General features: G+C 68.6%; 18 protein-coding genes. All 18 read right to left on the reverse strand.

The window, feature by feature from the left end; genetic code table 11:
- Nucleotides 1–71 precede the first annotated feature (71 nt).
- The 18 genes from fusA to ABH929_RS01070 all read right to left on the reverse strand — a co-directional run bounded on the left by fusA (nt 72) and on the right by ABH929_RS01070 (nt 19,553).
- Nucleotides 72–2,189, reverse strand: a complete 2,118-nt coding sequence (gene fusA / locus ABH929_RS00985) for an elongation factor G (protein ID WP_111083473.1) — start codon at nt 2,187–2,189, stop codon at nt 72–74.
- An 87-nt stretch (nt 2,190–2,276) separates the two neighbouring features.
- A complete protein-coding gene (rpsG, locus tag ABH929_RS00990; RefSeq protein WP_055950927.1) occupies nt 2,277–2,747 on the reverse strand; it encodes a 30S ribosomal protein S7 in 471 nt (156 codons plus the stop codon).
- Nucleotides 2,748–2,752: 5 nt separating this feature from the next.
- Complete coding sequence (gene rpsL, locus ABH929_RS00995; protein ID WP_017885540.1) at nt 2,753–3,121, reverse strand: 30S ribosomal protein S12; 369 nt, start codon at nt 3,119–3,121, stop codon at nt 2,753–2,755.
- Nucleotides 3,122–3,350: 229 nt separating this feature from the next.
- Nucleotides 3,351–4,544, reverse strand: a complete 1,194-nt coding sequence (locus ABH929_RS01000; RefSeq protein WP_404559796.1) for a hypothetical protein — start codon at nt 4,542–4,544, stop codon at nt 3,351–3,353.
- A gap of 36 nt (nt 4,545–4,580) precedes the next feature.
- Complete coding sequence (locus ABH929_RS01005; RefSeq protein ID WP_205463327.1) at nt 4,581–5,066, reverse strand: DUF6121 family protein; 486 nt, start codon at nt 5,064–5,066, stop codon at nt 4,581–4,583.
- Nucleotides 5,067–5,093: 27 nt separating this feature from the next.
- The gene (locus ABH929_RS01010; protein WP_404559797.1) at nt 5,094–5,651 is read right to left on the reverse strand and encodes a hypothetical protein; all 558 of its coding nucleotides are present in this window, start codon (nt 5,649–5,651) and stop codon (nt 5,094–5,096) included.
- Nucleotides 5,652–5,827: 176 nt separating this feature from the next.
- Nucleotides 5,828–6,562 carry a hypothetical protein gene (locus tag ABH929_RS01015; RefSeq protein WP_404559798.1) on the reverse strand — a complete coding sequence of 245 codons (735 nt, stop codon included), beginning with the start codon at nt 6,560–6,562 and terminating at the stop codon, nt 5,828–5,830.
- A 2-nt stretch (nt 6,563–6,564) separates the two neighbouring features.
- Nucleotides 6,565–7,329: a hypothetical protein gene (locus tag ABH929_RS01020; RefSeq protein WP_404559799.1), complete on the reverse strand. Its 765-nt coding sequence runs from the start codon at nt 7,327–7,329 to the stop codon at nt 6,565–6,567.
- Nucleotides 7,326–8,378, reverse strand: coding sequence for a type IV pilus assembly protein PilM (gene pilM / locus ABH929_RS01025; RefSeq protein ID WP_404559800.1), 1,053 nt, complete (start codon nt 8,376–8,378; stop codon nt 7,326–7,328). Before pilM ends, ABH929_RS01020 begins: the two co-directional genes overlap by 4 nt.
- Nucleotides 8,379–8,429: 51 nt before the next feature.
- Nucleotides 8,430–9,272 (reverse strand): prepilin peptidase, encoded by an 843-nt coding sequence (locus ABH929_RS01030; RefSeq protein ID WP_404559801.1) that lies wholly within the window; start codon nt 9,270–9,272, stop codon nt 8,430–8,432.
- Nucleotides 9,269–11,110, reverse strand: a complete 1,842-nt coding sequence (locus tag ABH929_RS01035) for a hypothetical protein (protein ID WP_404559802.1) — start codon at nt 11,108–11,110, stop codon at nt 9,269–9,271. Before ABH929_RS01035 ends, ABH929_RS01030 begins: the two co-directional genes overlap by 4 nt.
- A complete protein-coding gene (locus tag ABH929_RS01040; RefSeq protein WP_404559803.1) occupies nt 11,107–11,817 on the reverse strand; it encodes a type II secretion system protein J in 711 nt (236 codons plus the stop codon). Before ABH929_RS01040 ends, ABH929_RS01035 begins: the two co-directional genes overlap by 4 nt.
- Entirely contained in the window at nt 11,814–13,190 is a 1,377-nt protein-coding gene (locus ABH929_RS01045) for a prepilin-type N-terminal cleavage/methylation domain-containing protein (RefSeq protein ID WP_404559804.1), read from the reverse strand. Before ABH929_RS01045 ends, ABH929_RS01040 begins: the two co-directional genes overlap by 4 nt.
- 73 nt (nt 13,191–13,263) lie before the next feature.
- Nucleotides 13,264–13,713, reverse strand: a complete 450-nt coding sequence (locus ABH929_RS01050; protein WP_131845938.1) for a type II secretion system protein — start codon at nt 13,711–13,713, stop codon at nt 13,264–13,266.
- 196 nt (nt 13,714–13,909) lie between these two features.
- Nucleotides 13,910–15,133: a type II secretion system F family protein gene (locus ABH929_RS01055; protein WP_263055018.1), complete on the reverse strand. Its 1,224-nt coding sequence runs from the start codon at nt 15,131–15,133 to the stop codon at nt 13,910–13,912.
- Nucleotides 15,133–16,659, reverse strand: a complete 1,527-nt coding sequence (locus ABH929_RS01060) for a type IV pilus twitching motility protein PilT (RefSeq protein WP_276582678.1) — start codon at nt 16,657–16,659, stop codon at nt 15,133–15,135. The genes ABH929_RS01055 and ABH929_RS01060 overlap by 1 nt, the downstream gene beginning before the upstream one ends.
- A 19-nt stretch (nt 16,660–16,678) precedes the next feature.
- The gene (locus tag ABH929_RS01065) at nt 16,679–18,346 is read right to left on the reverse strand and encodes a GspE/PulE family protein (protein ID WP_205463338.1); all 1,668 of its coding nucleotides are present in this window, start codon (nt 18,344–18,346) and stop codon (nt 16,679–16,681) included.
- 178 nt (nt 18,347–18,524) lie between these two features.
- Nucleotides 18,525–19,553 carry a GNAT family N-acetyltransferase gene (locus ABH929_RS01070; RefSeq protein ID WP_263055017.1) on the reverse strand — a complete coding sequence of 343 codons (1,029 nt, stop codon included), beginning with the start codon at nt 19,551–19,553 and terminating at the stop codon, nt 18,525–18,527.
- Nucleotides 19,554–19,598: the final 45 nt, after the last annotated feature.

Genomic DNA, 19,598 nt, shown 5'->3' on the forward strand with positions numbered 1-19,598 from the left:
GTGTCTTTACTTTACTTGGTGGCGAGGGGCCCGTCGCCGGGCACCCCCGCCTGTGGAGAGACGCTCGAGCGTCACTCCCCCGCGTTCTTCGCGATGATCTCCTCGGCGACCTTGGCCGGGACCTGGCTGTAGGTCTCGAAGGTCATCGAGTAGACCGCACGACCAGAGGTCTTCGACCGCAGGTCGCCGACGTAGCCGAACATCTCGGACAGCGGCACGCTCGCGCGGACCACCTTGACGCCCGAGGCGTCCTCCATCGAGGCGATCTGGCCACGACGGGAGTTCAGGTCACCGATGACGTCGCCCATGTACTCCTCAGGAGTACGGACCTCGACGGCCATGATCGGCTCGAGGATCGCGGGACCGGCCTTGCGGGCCGCTTCCTTGTAGGCGATGGAACCGGCGATCTTGAACGCCATCTCGGACGAGTCGACGTCGTGCGCCGCGCCGTCCTTGAGGATGGCCTTCACGCCGACGGTCGGGTAGCCCGCGAGGATGCCGACCTGCATGGCGTCCTGGATACCGGCGTCGACCGACGGGATGTACTCGCGCGGGACACGGCCACCGGAGGTCGCGTTGACGAACTCGTAGACCTTCTCGCTCGTGACCTCCATCGGCTCGAGGGCGATCTGCACCTTCGCGAACTGGCCGGAACCACCGGTCTGCTTCTTGTGGGTGTAGTCGTACCGCTCGACGATCTTCGTGAGGGTCTCGCGGTAGGCCACCTGGGGCTTGCCGACGCTCGCCTCGACGTGGAACTCGCGCTTCATGCGGTCGACGAGGATGTCGAGGTGGAGCTCGCCCATGCCCTTGATCGTCGTCTGACCGGTCTCGGCGTTGAGCTCGACGCGGAACGTCGGGTCCTCTTCGGCGAGCTTCTGGATGGCCGTGGAGAGCTTCTCCTGGTCAGCCTTCGTGTTCGGCTCGATCGCGACCTCGATGACCGGCTCCGGGAACGTCATCGACTCGAGGACGACCTGGTTGGTCGGGTCGCACAGGGTGTCACCGGTGGTGGTGTCCTTGAGGCCGATGACCGCGTAGATGTGGCCAGCGGTCACGTTGGCGACCGGGTTCTCCTTGTTGGAGTGCATCTGGAAGATCTTGCCGATGCGCTCCTTCTTGCCCTTGGTCGAGTTGATGACCTGTGCGCCGGACTCGATCGAGCCGGAGTACACGCGGACGTAGGTGAGGCGACCGAAGAAGGGGTGCACCGCGACCTTGAACGCGAGAGCCGAGAACGGCTCCGACGCGTCGGGCTTGCGGATGATCTCCTTCTCCTCGTCCTTGACGTCGTGGCCGATCATCGGCGGCACGTCGAGCGGGGACGGGAGGTAGTCGATGACTGCGTCGAGCATCGGCTGGACACCGCGGTTCTTGAACGCGGAACCGCACAGCACCGGGTAGAGCGTGCTGCTCACGGTGAGGGCGCGGATCGCGGCCTTGATCTCGTCGACCGAGAAGTCGGTGTCGCCCTCGAGGTAACGCTCCATGAGGACGTCGTCCGCCTCGGCCACGCGCTCGATGAGCTTCTCGCGGTACTCGGCGGCGCGGTCCTGCAGGTCGGCCGGGATCTCTTCGATCTCGTACTTCGCACCCATCGCGACGTCACCCTTGGCGTCGCCGCGCCAGGTGAGTGCACGCATCTGGACGAGGTCGACGACGCCTTCGAACGAGCTCTCCGAACCGATCGGCAGCTGGAGCACGAGGGGCTCCGCACCGAGGCGGTTGATGATCGTGTCGACGGTGTAGTAGAAGTCCGCGCCGAGCTTGTCCATCTTGTTGACGAAGCAGATGCGCGGGACGTTGTACTTGTCGGCCTGACGCCACACGGTCTCGGACTGGGGCTCGACGCCCTCCTTGCCGTCGAAGACGGCGACCGCACCGTCGAGGACGCGGAGCGAACGCTCCACCTCGACCGTGAAGTCCACGTGACCGGGGGTGTCGATGATGTTGATCTGGTTGTTGTCCCAGAAGCAGGTCGTCGCGGCCGACGTGATCGTGATGCCGCGCTCCTGCTCCTGCGCCATCCAGTCCATCGTGGCAGCGCCGTCGTGGACCTCACCGATCTTGTGCGTGATGCCCGTGTAGAACAGGATGCGCTCGGTCGTCGTGGTCTTGCCGGCATCGATGTGCGCCATGATGCCGATGTTGCGGACCTTGTTCAGGTCGGTGAGCACGTCCTGTGCCACAGGGTTCCTCCGGAAGAGTTGTAGGAGAGGTTGGCGGCCGTCCGGGCGCCGGGGTTCTTGACCACCGGTGCCCGGACGGTGCCGGGACTACCAGCGGTAGTGGGCGAAGGCCTTGTTCGACTCGGCCATCTTGTGCGTGTCCTCGCGGCGCTTGACCGCGGCACCGAGACCGTTCGACGCGTCGAGGATCTCGTTCATGAGACGCTCGGTCATCGTCTTCTCGCGACGGGCCTTGGCGTACGAGGTCAGCCAGCGGAGCGCGAGGGTGTTCGCGCGGTGCGGCTTGACCTCGACCGGGACCTGGTAGGTCGAGCCACCGACGCGGCGGCTGCGGACCTCGAGGGTCGGACGGACGTTGTCGAGCGCCTTCTTGAGCGTGACGACAGCATCCTGCTGGTTCTTGGCAGTGACGCCCTCGAGTGCACCGTAGACGATGCGCTCAGCGAGGCCCTTCTTGCCGTCGAGCAGGATCTTGTTGACGAGCTGGCTGACGATCGGCGCACCGTAGACCGGGTCGGCGACGACGGGACGCTTGGGGGCGGGACCCTTACGAGGCATCTAACTCAACCCTTCTTCGCGCCGTAGCGGCTACGAGCCTGCTTACGGTTCTTCACGGCCTGGGTGTCCAGGGCGCCACGGATGATCTTGTAGCGCACACCGGGGAGGTCCTTCACACGACCGCCACGGACGAGCACCATCGAGTGCTCCTGGAGGTTGTGGCCCTCACCGGGGATGTACGCCGTGACCTCGGTGCCGTTCGAGAGCTTCACACGAGCGACCTTGCGCAGTGCGGAGTTCGGCTTCTTCGGGGTGGTGGTGTAGACGCGGGTGCACACACCACGCTGCTGGGGGTTCGCCTTCAGGGCGGGCGCCTTGGTCTTGGTGACCTTCGGCGTACGACCCTTGCGAACCAGCTGCTGAATAGTAGGCAACTGTTCTCCTGGTTCTTCGCTCGTGCTCTCTGGCCGGCGCGATCCGCCGACTTCCTCGTCCCACGCTGATGACCGCCTGACGGCGGAGGAACCTGCGGGGGGACGGAGTGGTCCGACTGGGCGATCTCGCCCGCCGGACTTTTCGGGCGCGCCCGAGGGCGCACACCCAGAAGAGACTACCCGCGTAACGGGACGAAATCAATCCGGGCCGGCACCACGCCGGACACCGTCATGAGCCGGTGTCCGAGGACCCGTTGCCGACCGCCGACCGGAACGTCGCCCCCGAGCTCGAGAACCCCGTGATGTACCCGCTGGCGTTCACGTTGAGCGGCCCGGCGGTGGCCGTCCCGGTGCCGCCGGCGCCGGCGATGTCCGCCGTGAAGGTGGCCCGGCCGAACGTCGTGGTGGAGACGAGCCAGCCGTTCGTGGTCCAGCTGCCGACGGCGACGGTCGGCCGCGACTCGAGCGTCCACTTCTCGTTCGTGTACGTGTACGCGGGGTTCTCGCCGTACGCGTAGAAGCTGCACCCGGCCGGTGCGGCGTCGTCCGAGGCGATGCAGCCGTCCACCCAGGCGTCCACGGCCCGCTTCGCCGCCTGGTCCCCCGCGCTCGTGAGCGTCGCGGTGATCTGCACGGGCGTCGAGGCGCTGCCACCGAACCCTCCCACGACGGCGCTGCCGCCCGTGGCCTTCGTCCACTTGCCGCCGTCGTACGTGACCGCGTAGGTGCCGGGGAGCGCGCGGAGACCGACCGTGCCGTCCTTCGAGGTCTTCGTCGACGTGCCCGCGACCTGCACCGCGGCGCCGGACGGCCCCCGGACGCTGACGTCGACGCTGCCGAGCTCCGGCGCCTGCAGCTCCCACACCGGGAACACGCCCCAGTCGGTGCCGGTCTTGTCGAGCGTGAAGGTCGCCGCGACGTCACGGCCGGCCTGGCGCAGGTAGGCGCGGACGGTGGCGGTGTCGCCGTCCGTCCGCGTCGCAGCCACCCGATAACCGGTGACCTTCGCGGTCGCCTTCGCGTACGCGTCGTCGGTCAGGAGCACGTCCGACTTCGTCCGGTCGATGCCGGCCGCGTCGAGGGCGTCGGCGACCTTGCCCGCGGTCAGGTCGTCGAGGAAGGCCCGCACGGGTCGGTCGGCCGAGTGGGTGGCGGAGCCGACCGAGAACCCGACGACACCGGCGACGAGCAGCAGCACGACGGCGGTGCCGCCCGAGATGATCCCGATGAGCTGGCCACGACGGAGCTTCCGGCGCGGAGCGGGCGAGCCGGACGGTGCGTACTGCGCGCCGTGCGCGCTCGACCCGGCCTGCGCGTTCTGCGCGGCGGCGGGCGTCTCCTGCGTCCCGCGGATCGACGCCACCGACGGCACGGCTCCCCAGCCGTCCTGCTGGTCCGGATCCGGCGTGTGCTGGTCGCTCATCGTTCCCCCGTTGCGTGTGCGTCGTGCCCGGGAAGACTACCGCCCGACGGTGTCGTCCCCCGAGACGGTGGTCTCCTGCCGCTGCCCGGCAGCGGGCGTCCGGTCCGTCGTCCGGGCCTGGTGCCGGGCCATGGAGATCCCGCCGATCACCGACAGGAGCGCCACCACGACGGACCCGACCACGAACGGCCCGAGTGCGTAGCCGGCCGGGAAGACGAGGAGCTCGGTCAGGTCGCGGCGGATCGCCGCGTAGCCGACGGCGCCGACGCCGAGCATCACCAGGTAGGCGGTCGCGGCGGCGACCAGGCCGGTGACACCGGGGTTGCCCTCGCGCGCGCCGACCGCGGTCGCGAGGAACACCACCACGGCGGCGCCGACCACCATGGCCGGGCCGAGGTACGGGGTCGCGTCCGGCTGCGCGATCGCCTCGACGTCGGCGAGGAGCGCTTCGAACCCCGCGACGGCGACGACGAGCGCGATGAAGAGGACGGACGTCATCGTCGCGATCAACCACCGGGACATGAGGTGATCGTATCGCCGACGGGACGGTCAGCGGATGGCTTCGGTCCGCTCCGCGTGGTCGATGCCGTCTGCGCTGTCCGCGCTGTCCGCACGCTCCACGTGCCCCTGGGCTGCGGCGACCAGGGCCAGTGCGATCGTCGCGGTGATGATCGGGACGGTCTCGGTCATCGGAGCGACCTGCGTCGTGCTGGTGGTCGGTGCGGTCTGGAGGCCCGGGGCTGCGTCCGCCTCGGAGGGCTCCTCCGGCTCGTGGTCACGCAGGGCGGGGCCGATGATCGGCAGGACGCCGGTGGTGGACGCCGGCTCGGCGTGCAGGACGGTCGCCTCGGAGGCCGCCGGCTCGCCCCGCTTCGCCGCGCGACGGGCGCGTCCCATCTTCACCAGGACGACCACGGCGACGATCGCCCAGATGCCGTTGACGATGGTCGACGGCACCGCGTGGTGCGCGGCCACGTTGACGGCGACGGCCAGGCCACCGACGAGGTTGAAGAGCTGGTAGACCGGCCCGTTCGGGAGCTTCCCCGTCGAGAAGAGAATGTAACCTGCCAGCACGGTTACAGCGCCGAACCAACCAAGGAACTCCACGATTCCGACCAACACGCGCGACTCCGGGCACGACGGGAACGGCCGGTTCGGGCCGACCGTTCGAGAGGGAGATGAGCAGCCGCGATCACGGCGTCGTGAGCATCGTACGCACACCGACGGATGTCGCGGAAGAGGGATCGGCGTGGCGCGTCACACCCCAGTGGGAGGGGGTCGGATCAGCCGTTCGCGGAGGTTGTCGCCGTGGTCGTGGCGGCCCCGTCTGCGGAACGATCGAGCACGTAGATCGATCCGCCGAAGGTCCACGAACTGCTGCTGCTGCTGGCGGTTCCGTCCTCGCCGCTCTTCTCCGCGGAGGAGATCGTCGTGATGAGGAACAGTCGATCGCCACCCTGGACTCCCTTGACGAACTGCAGCGCCTGGTCGAACGAGCCGTCGACCGCGACGGTGACGGGGATCACCGAGAAGTTCTGGCCGGTGATCGCCGCGTCCGTGACGAGGCTCGGCGCCTGCGGGGCGGACGTCGCCGCTCCGGCCGTCGCGGACGGCGATGCCGACGGCGTTGCAGCGCCCTGCCCCGCAGCCGCGGGCTCCGCCGTGACCGCTGGCGAGTACGCCGTCGCATCGCTCGCCGTGAACGACGAGACCTGCATCCCGGAAGCCGCGGCGATGGTGTTGAGCTCGTCGATGAACGCCGACAGCCGAGCGGTGTCCGGCACCGAGGCCGCACGGGTCGACAGCTCGCGCTTCATGGCTGGCAGGTCCGCCGCCTGCTCGCGCAGGCGTGCGAGCTCGCTCCGGCTGGTGTCGTTCGTCTGCTCGACGGACGCCGTCTGGGTGTGCGCCGCAGCCGTCTGGGCGAGCTGCGGCTGGACCGCGAGGAAGAACCCGCCGACGGCGACGACCGCCATCGCGAGGACGGCGAGCAAGAGGCTCATGCGGTTGCGAGACATGGTCAGTCCTTCTTCGCGTCGTCGGCGGCGTACCGGCCGTCGAACGCCTTCTCGTCGAGGTGGATGGTCATGTTGACCGCGTACCCGCCGCCGTCCTGCGACCGCGCGACCGAGTTGGCGTTCGCATCGACGAACCCGGTGACCCCGCCGACTGCGGTCAGCCAGTCCGGGATCGAGGGCAGGGCGTCGCTCGTGGCGTCGAAGGTGAGCGTCGCGATGCGTTGCCCCTGCAGCGGGTCGTCCGACTGCGCGTAGGCTTCCTCGGCTCCGGCGGAGTCGATCGTCAGTCCGGTGATCTGCACCCCGGCCGGCAGTCTCGAACGCACCGACGCGAGCGTCGCCGCCCAGTCGATCTCCGTCGACCCGCCGACCGTCTGCGCGCTCTGCAGCAACGCGCTCTCGGACTCGGTCACCCGGACGTCCCGGTACTGGCCCTGTTGCTTGGCGAGCGTCGCCGTCTCGCTCTGGGCCGCGGCCAGGTCCTGCTCGGCAGACATGCGGTCCGTCATCGCCCACGCCGTCGCCAGTCCGACCGCGATCGCGACGACCAGCACGCCCGCCCACGCGCGCCGGACCGTTGCGCGCTGCCGCCGCCTGACGTGGACCTCGGTGGGGAGCAGGTCCACCCGCGGCGGTCCTCCGACCACCAGGACACGCGACTTCGCGCCGGCTCTCGCCGTGTGGGGAGCGGCGTCTGCACTGCGGCCGGGAGTCGCCCGGAAGGGGCGCCGTCGGTCGGTCGAGGTGGTGTCGATCATCTTGGTCATGCTGCTCGGCCTCCGACCGCGAGGCTCCAGGCGACCGAGATGGAAGCCGACCGCTCCCGGAGGAGTTCCGGGGTGATGCCCCGCGACGTCCGCGCGGACACGAAGGGGTCCCCGACGGCGACAGGCAGGCCGGAGACGTCGCCGAGGCTCTCCCGGAAGCCGGGGAGTGCCGCACCGCCGCCGACGAGCACGATTCCCCGCACGACATCGGCAGGCCGGGTGTTGGCGTAGTAGGTCACCGTGTTCCGCACACTGGTGAGCAGTTCGCCGACGGTCTCACGCGTGACGGCCACGGCACGGGCGTCGTCCGGCGTCTTCGCTCGACCGACCAGACCGAAGTGCCGCTTGATCGCCTCGGCTTCGGCGAGGGTGACCTCGAGCCGGGTGGCGATCGTCTTGGTCACGTGGTCGCCACCCGTCGGGATGATGCGCACGAACGTGGGCACCCCGTCGTTGGCGATCACGACCGACGTCGTGTTGCCGCCGCAGTCGACGATCGCGACCGTTCCGGCGCCGTCGACCCGGGGCGCCAGGACCCGTGACAGGGCGAACGGGATCAGGTCGACACCCACCGGGCGCAGTCCGGCCAGCTCCGCAGCGCGGACGTTCGCGAGGACCGCGTCCTTGATCGCGGCGACGAGCAAGCCGTGCACGACCGGTCCGGACTCGCCGACACCCTCGGACACTGGGTAGAAGTCGAGGATCGCGTCGACGACCGGGACGGGGAGCATGTCCTGGACCTGGAACGGGAGCGACTCGCGGATCTGCGCGAGCGGCGCCTTCGGCACGGTGAGGTCACGTGAGAGGACGCGCTGGTTCCCCATGCCCAGGACGACGTCCTTGGTCCGGAAGCGGCCGATCGACCAGAGTTCGCGGAACGCCGCCGCGACCGTGTTCGCCTCGAGGACCTCACCCTGCTTCGTCGCGTCCTTCGGGACCGGCACCTCGGCGACACGGACGATCGTCGGGTTCGCCTTCTCGGCGTCGGCGACCTCCACCGCGCGGATCGTCTCGGCACCGATGTCGATGCCGACGATGTTCTTGGTCATGTCGTGTTCCTTCCGGTCGAGCCGGGCTCGGTGGGGTGTCAGCCCGGCTCGTCAGGCGAGACCGAGGAGTCGGAGGTAGGCGTTCCAGATCGGGGCCCCGGAGAACGCGCCCACCCACGCGCCGAGGAGCATCCACGGGCCGAACGGGATCCCCGTCGAGCGACCCGCACGCCTGGTCAGGAGGAGGACGATCCCGAAGGTACCGCCGAGGAGGAACGCTCCGAAAGCACCCACAGCGAGGGGTCCCCATCCGAGGTACGCCAGCTGGAGCCCCAGGGCACCGGCGAGCTTCACGTCCCCGAACCCCATCCCCCGCGGTGCCGCGATCGCGAGGACCAGGTACACGCCACCGAGGATCACGAGACCGAGCAGCCCGCGGAGCATCGCAGCCCAATCGCCGGTCAGGACGCTCGAGGCGGCGAGCAGCACGACCAGTACCGGGTACATCGGCAGGACGATCCGGTTCGGCAACGTGTGCGTGTCGATGTCGATGAGCGCCAACGCGACGCTCACCGCCATGACGAAGAGCAGGGCGACGAGCAGGACCGTCTGGCCTGCGATGACCGCACCGGGCGCACCGACCCGCGGCAGGAACCGGACGATCACCGCGACGAACAGCACCGCCGTCGATGCCTCGACGACCGGGTAGCGGACCGAGATGGGTTCGGCGCAGTCACGGCACCGGCCACGGAGCACCAGCCAGGACACCAACGGAACGTTGTCGAACCCCCGGATCGCGCGCCCGCACTTCGGGCACGCGGACGCGGGCGCGACGACGGACATGCCGGCGGGGACCCGATGGACGACGACGTTGAGGAACGAACCGACGGCGAGCCCGAAGACCGCTCCGAACGCAGCGACGAACGCTGCGAGGGCCGGGACGGCGCTGATCACGAGATCGGCGCTCCGTTCGAGTCGTACGCCGTCTTCGACTCGACCTGGGTGGCGACGCGGTACGTCGTCACGGTCGGCTGCGGGAACTTCGGCGGCGTGTAGGTCGCCAAGCTCGAGTCGAACGTGTACGCCTTCGTGTAGCCCTGCCCGCTCGCCAGACCGACCGCACCGCGGAAGTTCTGCGCGATCGATCCCTTGACCGTGAGGGTCCCCCGGCCGTTCGACGAACCCCGTGTCCAGTTCTGCACGACGAACGTGCCGGTGTTCGAGAGGATCGCCGCGTCGATCTCGCGATCGTTCGACAGGATGGCCGCGTTGTTCGTGTTGACCGGGTTCCACACCCAGACCGCACGCTGGCCGATCAGCCCGAGGACGGTGGAAGCAGACCGGGTCGTCGGGTACCGGATGTCACCGGTGACGTAGAGGTAGTTCTCGGCGGCGATGGTGACCGCCTTGTCGACCGTGCCCTGCACGAACGCGTCGCCGCGGTCGCAGCCGTACGGCGCCGTCACCGAGGTGCCACCGCCAGCGGTGGGGTCGGTCTCGGAGTTGTTCGCCGAGGAACCGACGAAGGGGAAACCGACACCGTTCGGCTTCAGGGTGGTCGCGGTGCTCGCGGCCGAGGTCGCATCACACGCTGTCGCGACGTTCTTGAGGGTGGCGTTGCCCTTCCAGTAGTTCGGGTCCGGCGTCGTCCCGGCCGCACGTGCGCTCGGCTCGTTCTGCACGAAGATCAGGTTGTTCTTCGGGATCGTGACCCGAGCCCCGCTGGCGCTCCGGAGGTCGGTGGGAGCACCGCACTTGGCCGCGGCTGCCGACGTGTCACTGTTCACGCCGGTGATCTGTGCCCCCGGTGTCGCGGTCGCTCCGGTGACCTGCGTCGCGATCGTCATCGGCGAGCGCACCGTCATCGTGCCGTCTCCGTTGAACGTGATCTTCGTCGGCCCGGTGTAGATGCAGCCGGCTCCCTCGATGGTGCTGGTGGTCGAGGGCAGATCGGAGCGCGTGTAGTCGCGCAGGTCACCGATCGTGGCCGGCGGGGTCAACGTCGAGGACGTCGTCGGGTTCGAGGCGTACCGCCCGAGCGTGCACCCACTGCTGCTCACGCCGTAGACGCTCTGGACCGTGCTCTTGAACTGCGCGCCGCACACCTTGAGTTGATCGTTCGACCGCACCGGACCCTCGAGCACGTCACCGCCGCCGAACTGGATCTGGTCGCAGGTCGACGACGTCGCGACCGGTCGGTACACCGAGGTGCACGGCAGCGTCCCGACGCCCTTCTCGTTCGTGACGGTCGGGTCGCCGGACTCGAAGTTGGTGAAGTACAGGTAGTTCGAGAACCCGTCCGGCCGCACGTTGGCGACGACGGTCCTGGTCGTCGTGCCGGAACGCCCGGTCGACTGCACCCGGATCACGCCCTGCGACGAGAGCTTGCTGTTGTCGACGGCGTACCGGTACGACGAGTCGCTGGCGGAGCCGTCGCCGGTGGGGACGGACACCCACTGCTGGCCGGTCTGGTAGTTGAACGCCGCGTTGTCGCCGGTGCCCTTGCTGAAGGTGCTGTTCGACGCGGCGCTGAACGGTGCGCTCGACTGCCCGTAGTTGCCGTAGGTGTTGTCGGCGTTGAGCCGCGACTGGTAATCGGCGACGCCGGCGTAGGCCGCCGCGATGGCTCGGTTCCAGGATCGGTCCGTCGACGTGACCTTCGCGCCCGACGTCGCGATCGCGACCATCGTCGCGACCAGGATCATCACGACCATGCCGATGCCCACGACGGCGACGAGGGCGACACCACGTTCGTCGTCCCGGGAACGGATGACGCGGAGGAGTCGGATCACGAGGAGGCTCCCATCACGATGTTCGGCATGCTGGCCCTGTTGGTCAGGGTCACGGCGTTCGGGTCCGTCGTGCCCGACCCGACCGTCAGCGTCACGCTGACCGAACGGATGTTCGGCAGGTCCGTCACCGCGACCGGTGACGTCAGCGTTCCGAGCACGTTGTTCGACGCATCGGTGAACGAGAACGCAACCCCGTTCACCGCGGAGGACACCAGCGTGCGCTTCGACGTGGGAGTCGACGTCAGCGTGGCACCGAGGGCCAGCGGGAACGAGAAGTACGAGGAGTTGCCGGAGACGGCGGTACCCATCCACGTCGTCTCGGTGATCCGCTTCGTCGCCGGGTCGAGCGTCAGCTGGACCTGGACCGGCTGGGAGAGTGTCGAGTCGAGGTTCACGTACGCGAAGAACCGGATCGACGTCGCGCTGGCGTACTGGAAGGCGAACTGCGAGTCGTCGCCGGTCGGCACCGGGTTGTCCGTCGCCGCCCGGAGCATGCGGCCCATCTCGTTCATGGCTGTCGACGCAGCTCGCGTGTTCTGACTGATCGAGCTCGCCGTCACGGAGGCCTTCTGGGACGCGACGAGGAAGGAGCCCGCGATCGTCAGCACGAGGAGCGAGAGACTCATGCCCACGATGAGCTCGACGAGCGTGATGCCCCGTTGGTCGGTACGGGCGCGGTCGAGGACTCGGCGGATCCGGCCGATCACGAGGTCGGCACCGTTCGGGGGTCGAGCGTCACGACGTTGCCGCTCGAGGAGACCTTGAGGTTCGTCACGTTCGGGTTCGAGGCGATGGTCTGCGTGTTGCTGCTCAGCACGCCACCGAGTACGGTCGTCCCGCGCAGCGTCCACGTGCCGAACGGCAGTGCGATCGTCGTCGCGGCCGAGGGCGTCATGCCGGTGAAGGTGTACGTCGTCGACGGTGCGCATCCGGGATCGCCGTTGGTCACCGCTGCCGTGTTCTTGACCGTCGCGACGAGGACGGTGTCCACGCCGCCCATCTTCACGTCGAACACCCCCATGGGAGCGCGCGCGGTCGCGGTGAGCGCGGTCGTCGGGTTGTACCCGGGCGTGGAGCCGTCGGCCCCGTTGAAGATGTTCGGCGATGTCGTCAGGTTGCTCGCCGTGGGCCACGCCGTCGGGTCGACGTCCTTGCACGTCGAGGTGTAGGCGCCAGCGATCGCGGTCCACTGGTACGGGAAGAGCACGGTGGACGTGGTGGTGAACGTCTTCACCGTGTCGTCGTAGCGGTAGGTCATCGGGAGCGACGTCGGCAGCTTCGCTGTGACGCCGTCCTTGAGGTTCAGCGGCGCACCGGCCGTGACGGTGATCGCCTGGTCGTAGAGGAAGGTCGCGTTGCCGACGCCACCGGCGGTGGTCGCCACCGACGACGACGGGGCGGTGGCGCCGTCCTTGTCGATGTTCCCGGCCTTCGCGATCGTCACCTTGTAGGTTCCCGGAGTGACCCCGACCGCGTAGCTGCACCCGTTCGTATCGGTCACCGCTGGCGGGTTCGACAAGCCGGTCGCGCCGCCGGACACGGGCGTGATCGTGACGGCGACGCCGGAGTTCGGTCCGCCTGTCGCGGTCTGGACCCCGACCACGATCGTGGACGCGCTCGCGCTCGACACCGCAGCGGAAGGGGAGATCAGGGTGTCGAGCACGACGTTCTTCTGGCGCGGCGACGTCCCACTCGTCCAGGAGACGGTGATCGACACGCGCTTGTAGGCGAGGACCCCTGAGCCCGCGCCGCACGAGTTGTCTGAGCCGTCCGAGTTGATCCAGTTGGTGGTCTGCTTGATCGTGTAGGCCTGGTTGCCGACCGACTGCAGCGTCGTGTCGTCGTCGAGCGTGAAGACGTCCTTCGTGCTGCGTGCCGCGTCCAGCGCCTGGTTCGCCAGGTTGAGCGCCGCTTCGCGCGAACGGTTGTCCTGAGTGAGGTAGAGCGTGGAGACGATGCCCGCTGCGACACCCGCGGCGATCATCGCGAAGACGGTCATCGCGACCATCACCTCGATGATCGAGAAGCCCTCGTCGGACTCACGAGCCGCCCGGAGGCGGTCGACGATGCGCAGCAACACGTTCTGCCTCTCTGTCGGAGCGGTGGTCGCGACGAGCCGTGACGGACGTCACGGCTCGTCGCTGGACGGCAGGTCAGCAGGTCGAACCGCTGACGACGCCGGAGGTGTCCGACGTGCAGAAGGTGCTGTTGGTCGAGCTGGTGCCGACGATCTTGAACGTCGGCGCAGCGGTGGTGCCGCCGATCGTGTAGACGATCGACGACGTGTCGCTGCCGAGGCTCGCCCCGGCACCCTTCAACGCCGTGGTGAGCGCGGTGGTTCCGTTGTACGTCCCTGCGGCGGGGAACGAACCGCTGGTCGACTGGATGCTGATCACCGCGGTCTTGAAGTTGGTGATGTCCGACTTCGTGCTCGATTCCTTAGCGTTGTTCGTGATGCCCAGGTAGACCGGGATGGCGATCGCGGCGAGGATGCCGATGATGATCACGACGACGAGGAGTTCGATGAGCGTGAAGCCCTTCTCGTTCTCTTCGAGAAGACCCTTGCGGCGAGCGTTCAGCTTGCCCATGAGAGCGAAGTACATGGTGTTTCCATTCTTTCGGGAATGTGATGGGGAAAGTGTCCGGCACTTGCTCGGCCGCCGGTGACGAGCGTATTCACACGAGGTTCGGTGCAGAATCCCGAGAACGGGGGTGATCCGGGGTGCGGAATACCCCCAGTACCGGGGGTGGAACAGCACGGGCCACCCCCGTCGGAGGGTGGCCCGTGTTGGTGGTTCGCTACTTGACGAGCGACGATATCTCGAAGATCGGCAGGTAGAGCGCGACGATCATGCCTCCGACCACCACCCCGAGGAACCCGATGAGCAGCGGTTCGATCAGCGAGGTCAGCGCTTCTGTCGATGCCTCGACCTCGTTGTCGTAGAAGACCGCGATCCGCTCGAGCATCAATTCCATCGAACCGGCGTCCTCACCGACGGCGATCATCTGCGTCACCATCGTCGGGAAGACCGATTCCCGCTCGAGCGGGGCGGCGATTGATTCCCCCTTCCGAACCGCTTCAGAAACGCGCCCCAATGCCTGCTCGACGACGAAGTTGTTCGACACCTGTCCGGCGATCTGCAATGCCTCGAGAATGGGCACGCCGGCCCCGATCATGTTCGACAGGTTGCGCGCGAACCGGGCCATCACGATCTTGCGGTTGAGTTGACCGAACACCGGAAGGCGCATCCGGAGCGGATCGATCACCCGACGCACACGGTCGGTGTTCTTGTTCGCGCGCCACCAGAACCAGCCGACGGCCACGGCGACCGCGAGGAACGGTCCGACGTACACCATCGCGTGGGACAGGTAGACGAGCATCAGGGTCGGCAACGGGAGCTGCCCGCCGAGCGACTCGAACATGCCCTGGAAGATCGGCACGATGAACACGAGCATGATGACGACCGCGGCCAGTGACATGCACAGCACGACCACGGGGTAGGTCATCGCCGACTTGATCGTCGAGCGGAGCTTGTGCTCCTTCTCGAAGTTCGTGGCGATGGAGTCCATGGCCTCGTCGAGGAACCCGCCGGTCTCTCCCGCACGGATCATGTTGATCATGATCGGCGGGAACTCGACCGGGTACTTCGCCACCGCGTCGGAGAACGAGACGCCGCGCTCGACGTCGTCGCGGACCTTGCCGAGGATCTCCTTGAGTTTCTTGCTCTCGGTCTGGTCGGCGAGGATCGACAGCGCGCGCAGCAGCGAGAGTCCCGAGGTGAGCATCGTCGAGGCCTGGCGCGACATGATCGCGAGGTCCTTGAGACCGACGCCCTTGTCGAAGCCCGGGATCTTGATCTCGGTCTGCAGCCCCGTGCCGGCCTTGGACTCCGTGATCGCGATCGGCGAGACACCCATGCCCCGGAGCCGCTGGACGACCGCTCCTTCGGACGAGGCGTCGAGACGGCCCTTGACGAGCTTGCCGGCACCGTCGCGCCCGCGGTAGTCGAATGCGAGGGACATCAGTAGCCTCCGGAGAACTTGTCGCCGAAGTCGATCCCGCTGGCGGCGATCGCGGCTGCCGAGGAGTCGGACGGGGACTCGACGCGCTGCACCAGCCGGTCGAAGCCCTCTTCGTCGTGCACCTTGTCCATCGCGGCCTTGCGCGAGATCGTGCCGACGTTGACCAGTTCGGCGAGGTCCTGGTCCATGGTGTGCATGCCCAGGTCACGACCGGCCTGCATGGCGGACGTGATCTGGTAGGTCTTGCCCTCGCGGATCAGGTTGCCGATGGCGGGGGTGATCGTCATGATCTCGGTGGCGACGACCCGGCCGACACCGTTGGCCTTCGCCACCAGGGTCTGGCAGACGACGCCCTGCAGGGTCGCCGCGAGCTGCGTGCGGATCTGGCCCTGCTGGTGTGGCGGGAAGACGTCGATGACACGGTCGATCGTGCCGGGGGCGCTCTGCGTGTGCAGGGTGGCGAACACCAGGTGACCGGTCTCGGCTGCGGTGAGCGCGACCGAGATGGTCTCGAGGTCGCGGAGCTCGCCGATCAGGATGACGTCGGGGTCCTGGCGCAGCACGTGCTTCAGCGCGGCGGCGAAGGAGTGCGTGTCGGCACCGACCTCGCGCTGGTTGATGATCGCCTTCTTGTGCTCGTGCATGAACTCGATCGGGTCCTCGACCGTCACGATGTGGTCGGCACGGCTCTCGTTCACCAGGTCGATGAGGGCGGCGAGTGTCGTGGACTTGCCGGAACCGGTCGGGCCGGTGACCAGGACGAGTCCGCGGGGCAGGCCGGCGAAGTCGCCGACGTGCTCGGGGATGCCGAGTTGCTTGAGCGTCTTGATCTTGGTGGGGATGATGCGGAAGGCCGCGCCCCAGTTGCCGCGCTGCTGGTAGAAGTTCACGCGGAAGCGGTACTCCGGCGACAGCGAGTAGGCGAAGTCGAGTTCCTGTTCCTGGTCGAACTGTCCGGCCTGTTCGACCGACAGCATCGTCTTGAGGGCGGCGATGACCTTGCCGCGCGACCACGCGCCTCCGGGGACTGCGGGACGAAGCGAGCCGTCGACGCGGACGGTGGGCGGCGCGTCGGCGGTGACGTGCAGGTCGGACGCGCCCTGGTACACGACCTGGGCGAGTGCGGTGATGAGGTCGGGGTCGGCGACCTCGCGCGCGTGGCGCGAGAACTCGATGTCGCCGCCGATCGTGGCGGTCGGTGCCGGGGCCGCAGGCGGCGCGGGCAGCTGCTGCGTCGGCGCCTCGGCGTAGCCGTAGGTCGCGATCGACGACGGCACCCCGGCGGGCGGCGTCGCCGGCGCGGCGAGCGGCTGCGCGACGGGCACGGCGACGGGCGATCCGGACGGTGCCGGCCATCCGGCGGTGTCGTCCCCGAGGTCGTACACCTGCTCCGGAGGGGCCGACGCTGCGGCGGCAGCCAGACGTGCTGCACGGCGGGAGCCCACCTCGGTGCCGGGGTTGCCCGGGTGCCAGCCGGCGACGGGCTCGTCGCCGGGGTGCGTGATGTCGTACACGGAGTCGGTCATCTGCTGCGCTCTCTCGTGGCTACGCGACCACGCGCAGGATCTCGTCGACGCTCGTGAGACCGAGCTTGACCTTCTCGAAGCCGTCCTGGCGGAGCGTCAGCATCCCCTGCGCCTGGGCGACACGGCTGATCTCGGCGCTCGAGGCGCGCGAGACGGCGAGGCGTTCGATCTCCTCGGTGACGGTCATGACCTCGTGCAGGGCGAGGCGGCCGCGGTACCCGGTGTTCGAGCAGACCGCGCAGCCGATCGGGGCGAAGAACGCCGGGACCTCGTCGCCGGGTCGCAGGAACCCGAGGCTGCGGAGCTGGTCGGCCTCGTACACGGCGGGTGCCTTGCAGCGGTCGCACAGCCGTCGCGCCAGACGCTGGGCCACGACGGAGTCCAGGGCGGAGCCGACCAGGAAGGGCTCGATGTCCATCTCGGTCAGGCGGGTCACGGCCGAGGGGGCGTCGTTCGTGTGCAGGGTGGACAGCACGAGGTGCCCGGTGAGGGACGCCTCGATGGCGATCTGGGCGGTCTCGTGGTCGCGGATCTCACCGAGCAGCACGACGTCGGGGTCGGATCGCAGGATCGAGCGCAGCGCCGACGCGAAGGTCAGCCCCGCCTTCGGGTTGACCTGCACCTGGTTGATGCCGGCCATCCGGTACTCGACCGGGTCCTCGACCGTGATGACGTTGATCTCGGGCTTCGCGACCGCGTTCAGGGTCGTGTACAGCGTCGTGGACTTGCCCGAGCCGGTGGGCCCGGTGACCAGGATCATGCCGTACGGCTTCGAGTACGAGCGCTGGTACGCCTGGAAGTTCTGCTCGAGGAGGTTGAGGTCCTTGAGGGTCAGCGACGTGTTCGTGTTGTCGAGGATCCGCATGACGACCTTCTCGCCCCACACGGTGGGCAGCGTCGCCACACGGAGGTCGATCTGGCGGCCACCGTGGCGGACCGACATGCGGCCGTCCTGCGGCTTGCGACGCTCGGCGATGTCGATGTCGCTCATGATCTTCAGACGGCTGATGACGCCGTTCTGGATGTTCTTCGGCGCCGGGGCCATCTCGTGCAGCACGCCGTCGATGCGGTACCGGATCCGGACCTCGTGCTCACCGGGCTCGATGTGGATGTCCGAGGCGTGGTCCTGGATCGCCTGCGACACGAGCAGGTTCACGAAGCGGACGATCGGGACGTCGTCGAGGGCACCGTCGGCCAGGTCGACCTGGGCCGAGGAGCTGACCGAGGCTTCTTCTTCGAGCGACGAGGTCAGGTCGTTGAGCTCGTCGTCGGCACGCAGGTAGCGGTCGAGCGCGGTGAGCAGGTCACGCTCGTCGACCTGGAGCGGCTTGATCGGTCGGCCGGACGCAGCGCGGGCGTCGTCGATCGCGAGCACGTTGGTGGGGTTGACCATCGCGAGGATGAGCAGCTCGCCCTCGAACCCGACGCCGAGGACGCCGTGCCGCCGGCAGAGCGCGGCGGGGAGGATCGAGACCGCGGTGCCGTCGACCGGGTAGTCGGTCAACGGGACGGTGCGGGAGTTGTTCGACGCCGCGCGGGCGGTGATGAACTGCGCCTCGCTCACGACGCCCTGGTCGACCAGCCCGCGGATCGCGCGCTCGTCCAGGTCCTCGTCGCCCGTCATCGAGTCGAGGTGCTCGATCGGCAGGGCGCCGTTCAGGATGAGGATCTCGGACAGGGTCGCCATGAGTCCTGTGCCTCCTTGGACTCGCGCGCGGCGAGACGTGGTCGGGTTGCGCACCACCAGGGATGTGGCGCTCGACCACGCTACTTCTGCGGCAGTCGTCGGCCGCAGTCCCAGAAAGAGGGGGCGGAGGGGGTCCGGATGCACCCAGAACTGGGGTCCGGGACACCCGACGTGACGGTCAGAGCGACGTCGACGCGGTGACGTGGACCTCGCCGGCGACGAACCCGAGTCGCTCGTAGATGCGCCCGGCTCCGCTCGGGTTCTCGGCGTCGACGTGCAGCACCGCAGCGGACAACCCGTCGGCGCGGATCGCCTGCAGCGTGGCATCGAGGACGATCGGGGCGAGCCCCGTCCCCCGTGCGGCACGCACGACGCCGACCCAGTGCACGTACCCGTACGAACGGCCCCGGGCAGTGAACCCGTCGGGCTCCACCTCGACGATCGTGAACGCCACGACCGAGCCGTCGGCACCGAGGACGACCCGCGACAGGTCCAGCCGGCTCTTGTCCGAGGTGAGGAACCCCCGCCAGTCCGACGCGACCATCGGCTGGGAACCCCAGTGATCGCGGAAGGCGTCGTTCTTGGCCGTCCGGAGCGGCTCGATGTCGTCTTCCGTGACGGGCCGCAGGACGAGCCCGTCCGCCAGGACGGGTACGGCACCGGCGTCCGGTCCGCGGTCGTCGAACACGACCTGCATGTCGAGCCAGGTACGCACCGGCGCGAAGTCGAGGTGCGCCGCCAGCCGGAGCACCGAGGACCCCTGCCGCCCACCGACGTCGAGCGTCGCCGGCAGGTCGACGTCGAGCGTCGCCAGGCGCTGGCGGGCCCGGCCGACCTGCCATGCGAGTACCTGCCGTCCGATCCCCTGCCCGCGCAGGTCGGGATGGACCGCCCCGTCGAGCACGGCGCGCGCAGCGGTGACGCGGGAGGGGACGTCGATGACGATGCCGTAGGCCTGCACACGCCCTCCAGCATCGACGCCCACCACGGTGTCCCTGGTGACGTCCAGCCCCTCGGTGGACAACGACCGTTCGAGGTCAGCTGTGGAGGGACGGGCGTGCGGGTCGTCGACAGCCGCCGACGCGACCGCGACGGCGTGCATCGCCCCGACGTCGGCCTGCCCGGCGGCCCGGAACGTCAGCCCGCCGATCGCCGTGGGGAACGAGAGGTGTGCCGGGGCCGTGATCCGTTCGCGCAGGGTCGCCATCCGTCCACAGTGCCATCTCACGATCCAGCCAGCTCCACTCGGCGC

It is taken from the genome of Curtobacterium sp. AB7 (genome assembly GCF_044909335.1).
Lineage (GTDB): Bacteria > Actinomycetota > Actinomycetes > Actinomycetales > Microbacteriaceae > Curtobacterium.

Coding starts and splice junctions, on each gene's coding strand:
- ABH929_RS01055 (WP_263055018.1), bottom strand. CDS start 15,133: ATGTCCCTCGCATTCGACTACCGCGGGCGCGACGGTGCCGGCAAGCTC.
- ABH929_RS01015 (WP_404559798.1), bottom strand. CDS start 6,562: ATGTCTCGCAACCGCATGAGCCTCTTGCTCGCCGTCCTCGCGATGGCG.
- ABH929_RS01070 (WP_263055017.1), bottom strand. CDS start 19,553: ATGGCGACCCTGCGCGAACGGATCACGGCCCCGGCACACCTCTCGTTC.
- ABH929_RS01060 (WP_276582678.1), bottom strand. CDS start 16,659: ATGACCGACTCCGTGTACGACATCACGCACCCCGGCGACGAGCCCGTC.
- ABH929_RS01020 (WP_404559799.1), bottom strand. CDS start 7,329: ATGACCAAGATGATCGACACCACCTCGACCGACCGACGGCGCCCCTTC.
- ABH929_RS01065 (WP_205463338.1), bottom strand. CDS start 18,346: ATGGCGACCCTGTCCGAGATCCTCATCCTGAACGGCGCCCTGCCGATC.
- ABH929_RS01050 (WP_131845938.1), bottom strand. CDS start 13,713: ATGTACTTCGCTCTCATGGGCAAGCTGAACGCTCGCCGCAAGGGTCTT.
- ABH929_RS01000 (WP_404559796.1), bottom strand. CDS start 4,544: ATGAGCGACCAGCACACGCCGGATCCGGACCAGCAGGACGGCTGGGGA.
- rpsG (WP_055950927.1), bottom strand. CDS start 2,747: ATGCCTCGTAAGGGTCCCGCCCCCAAGCGTCCCGTCGTCGCCGACCCG.
- ABH929_RS01005 (WP_205463327.1), bottom strand. CDS start 5,066: ATGTCCCGGTGGTTGATCGCGACGATGACGTCCGTCCTCTTCATCGCG.
- pilM (WP_404559800.1), bottom strand. CDS start 8,378: ATGACCAAGAACATCGTCGGCATCGACATCGGTGCCGAGACGATCCGC.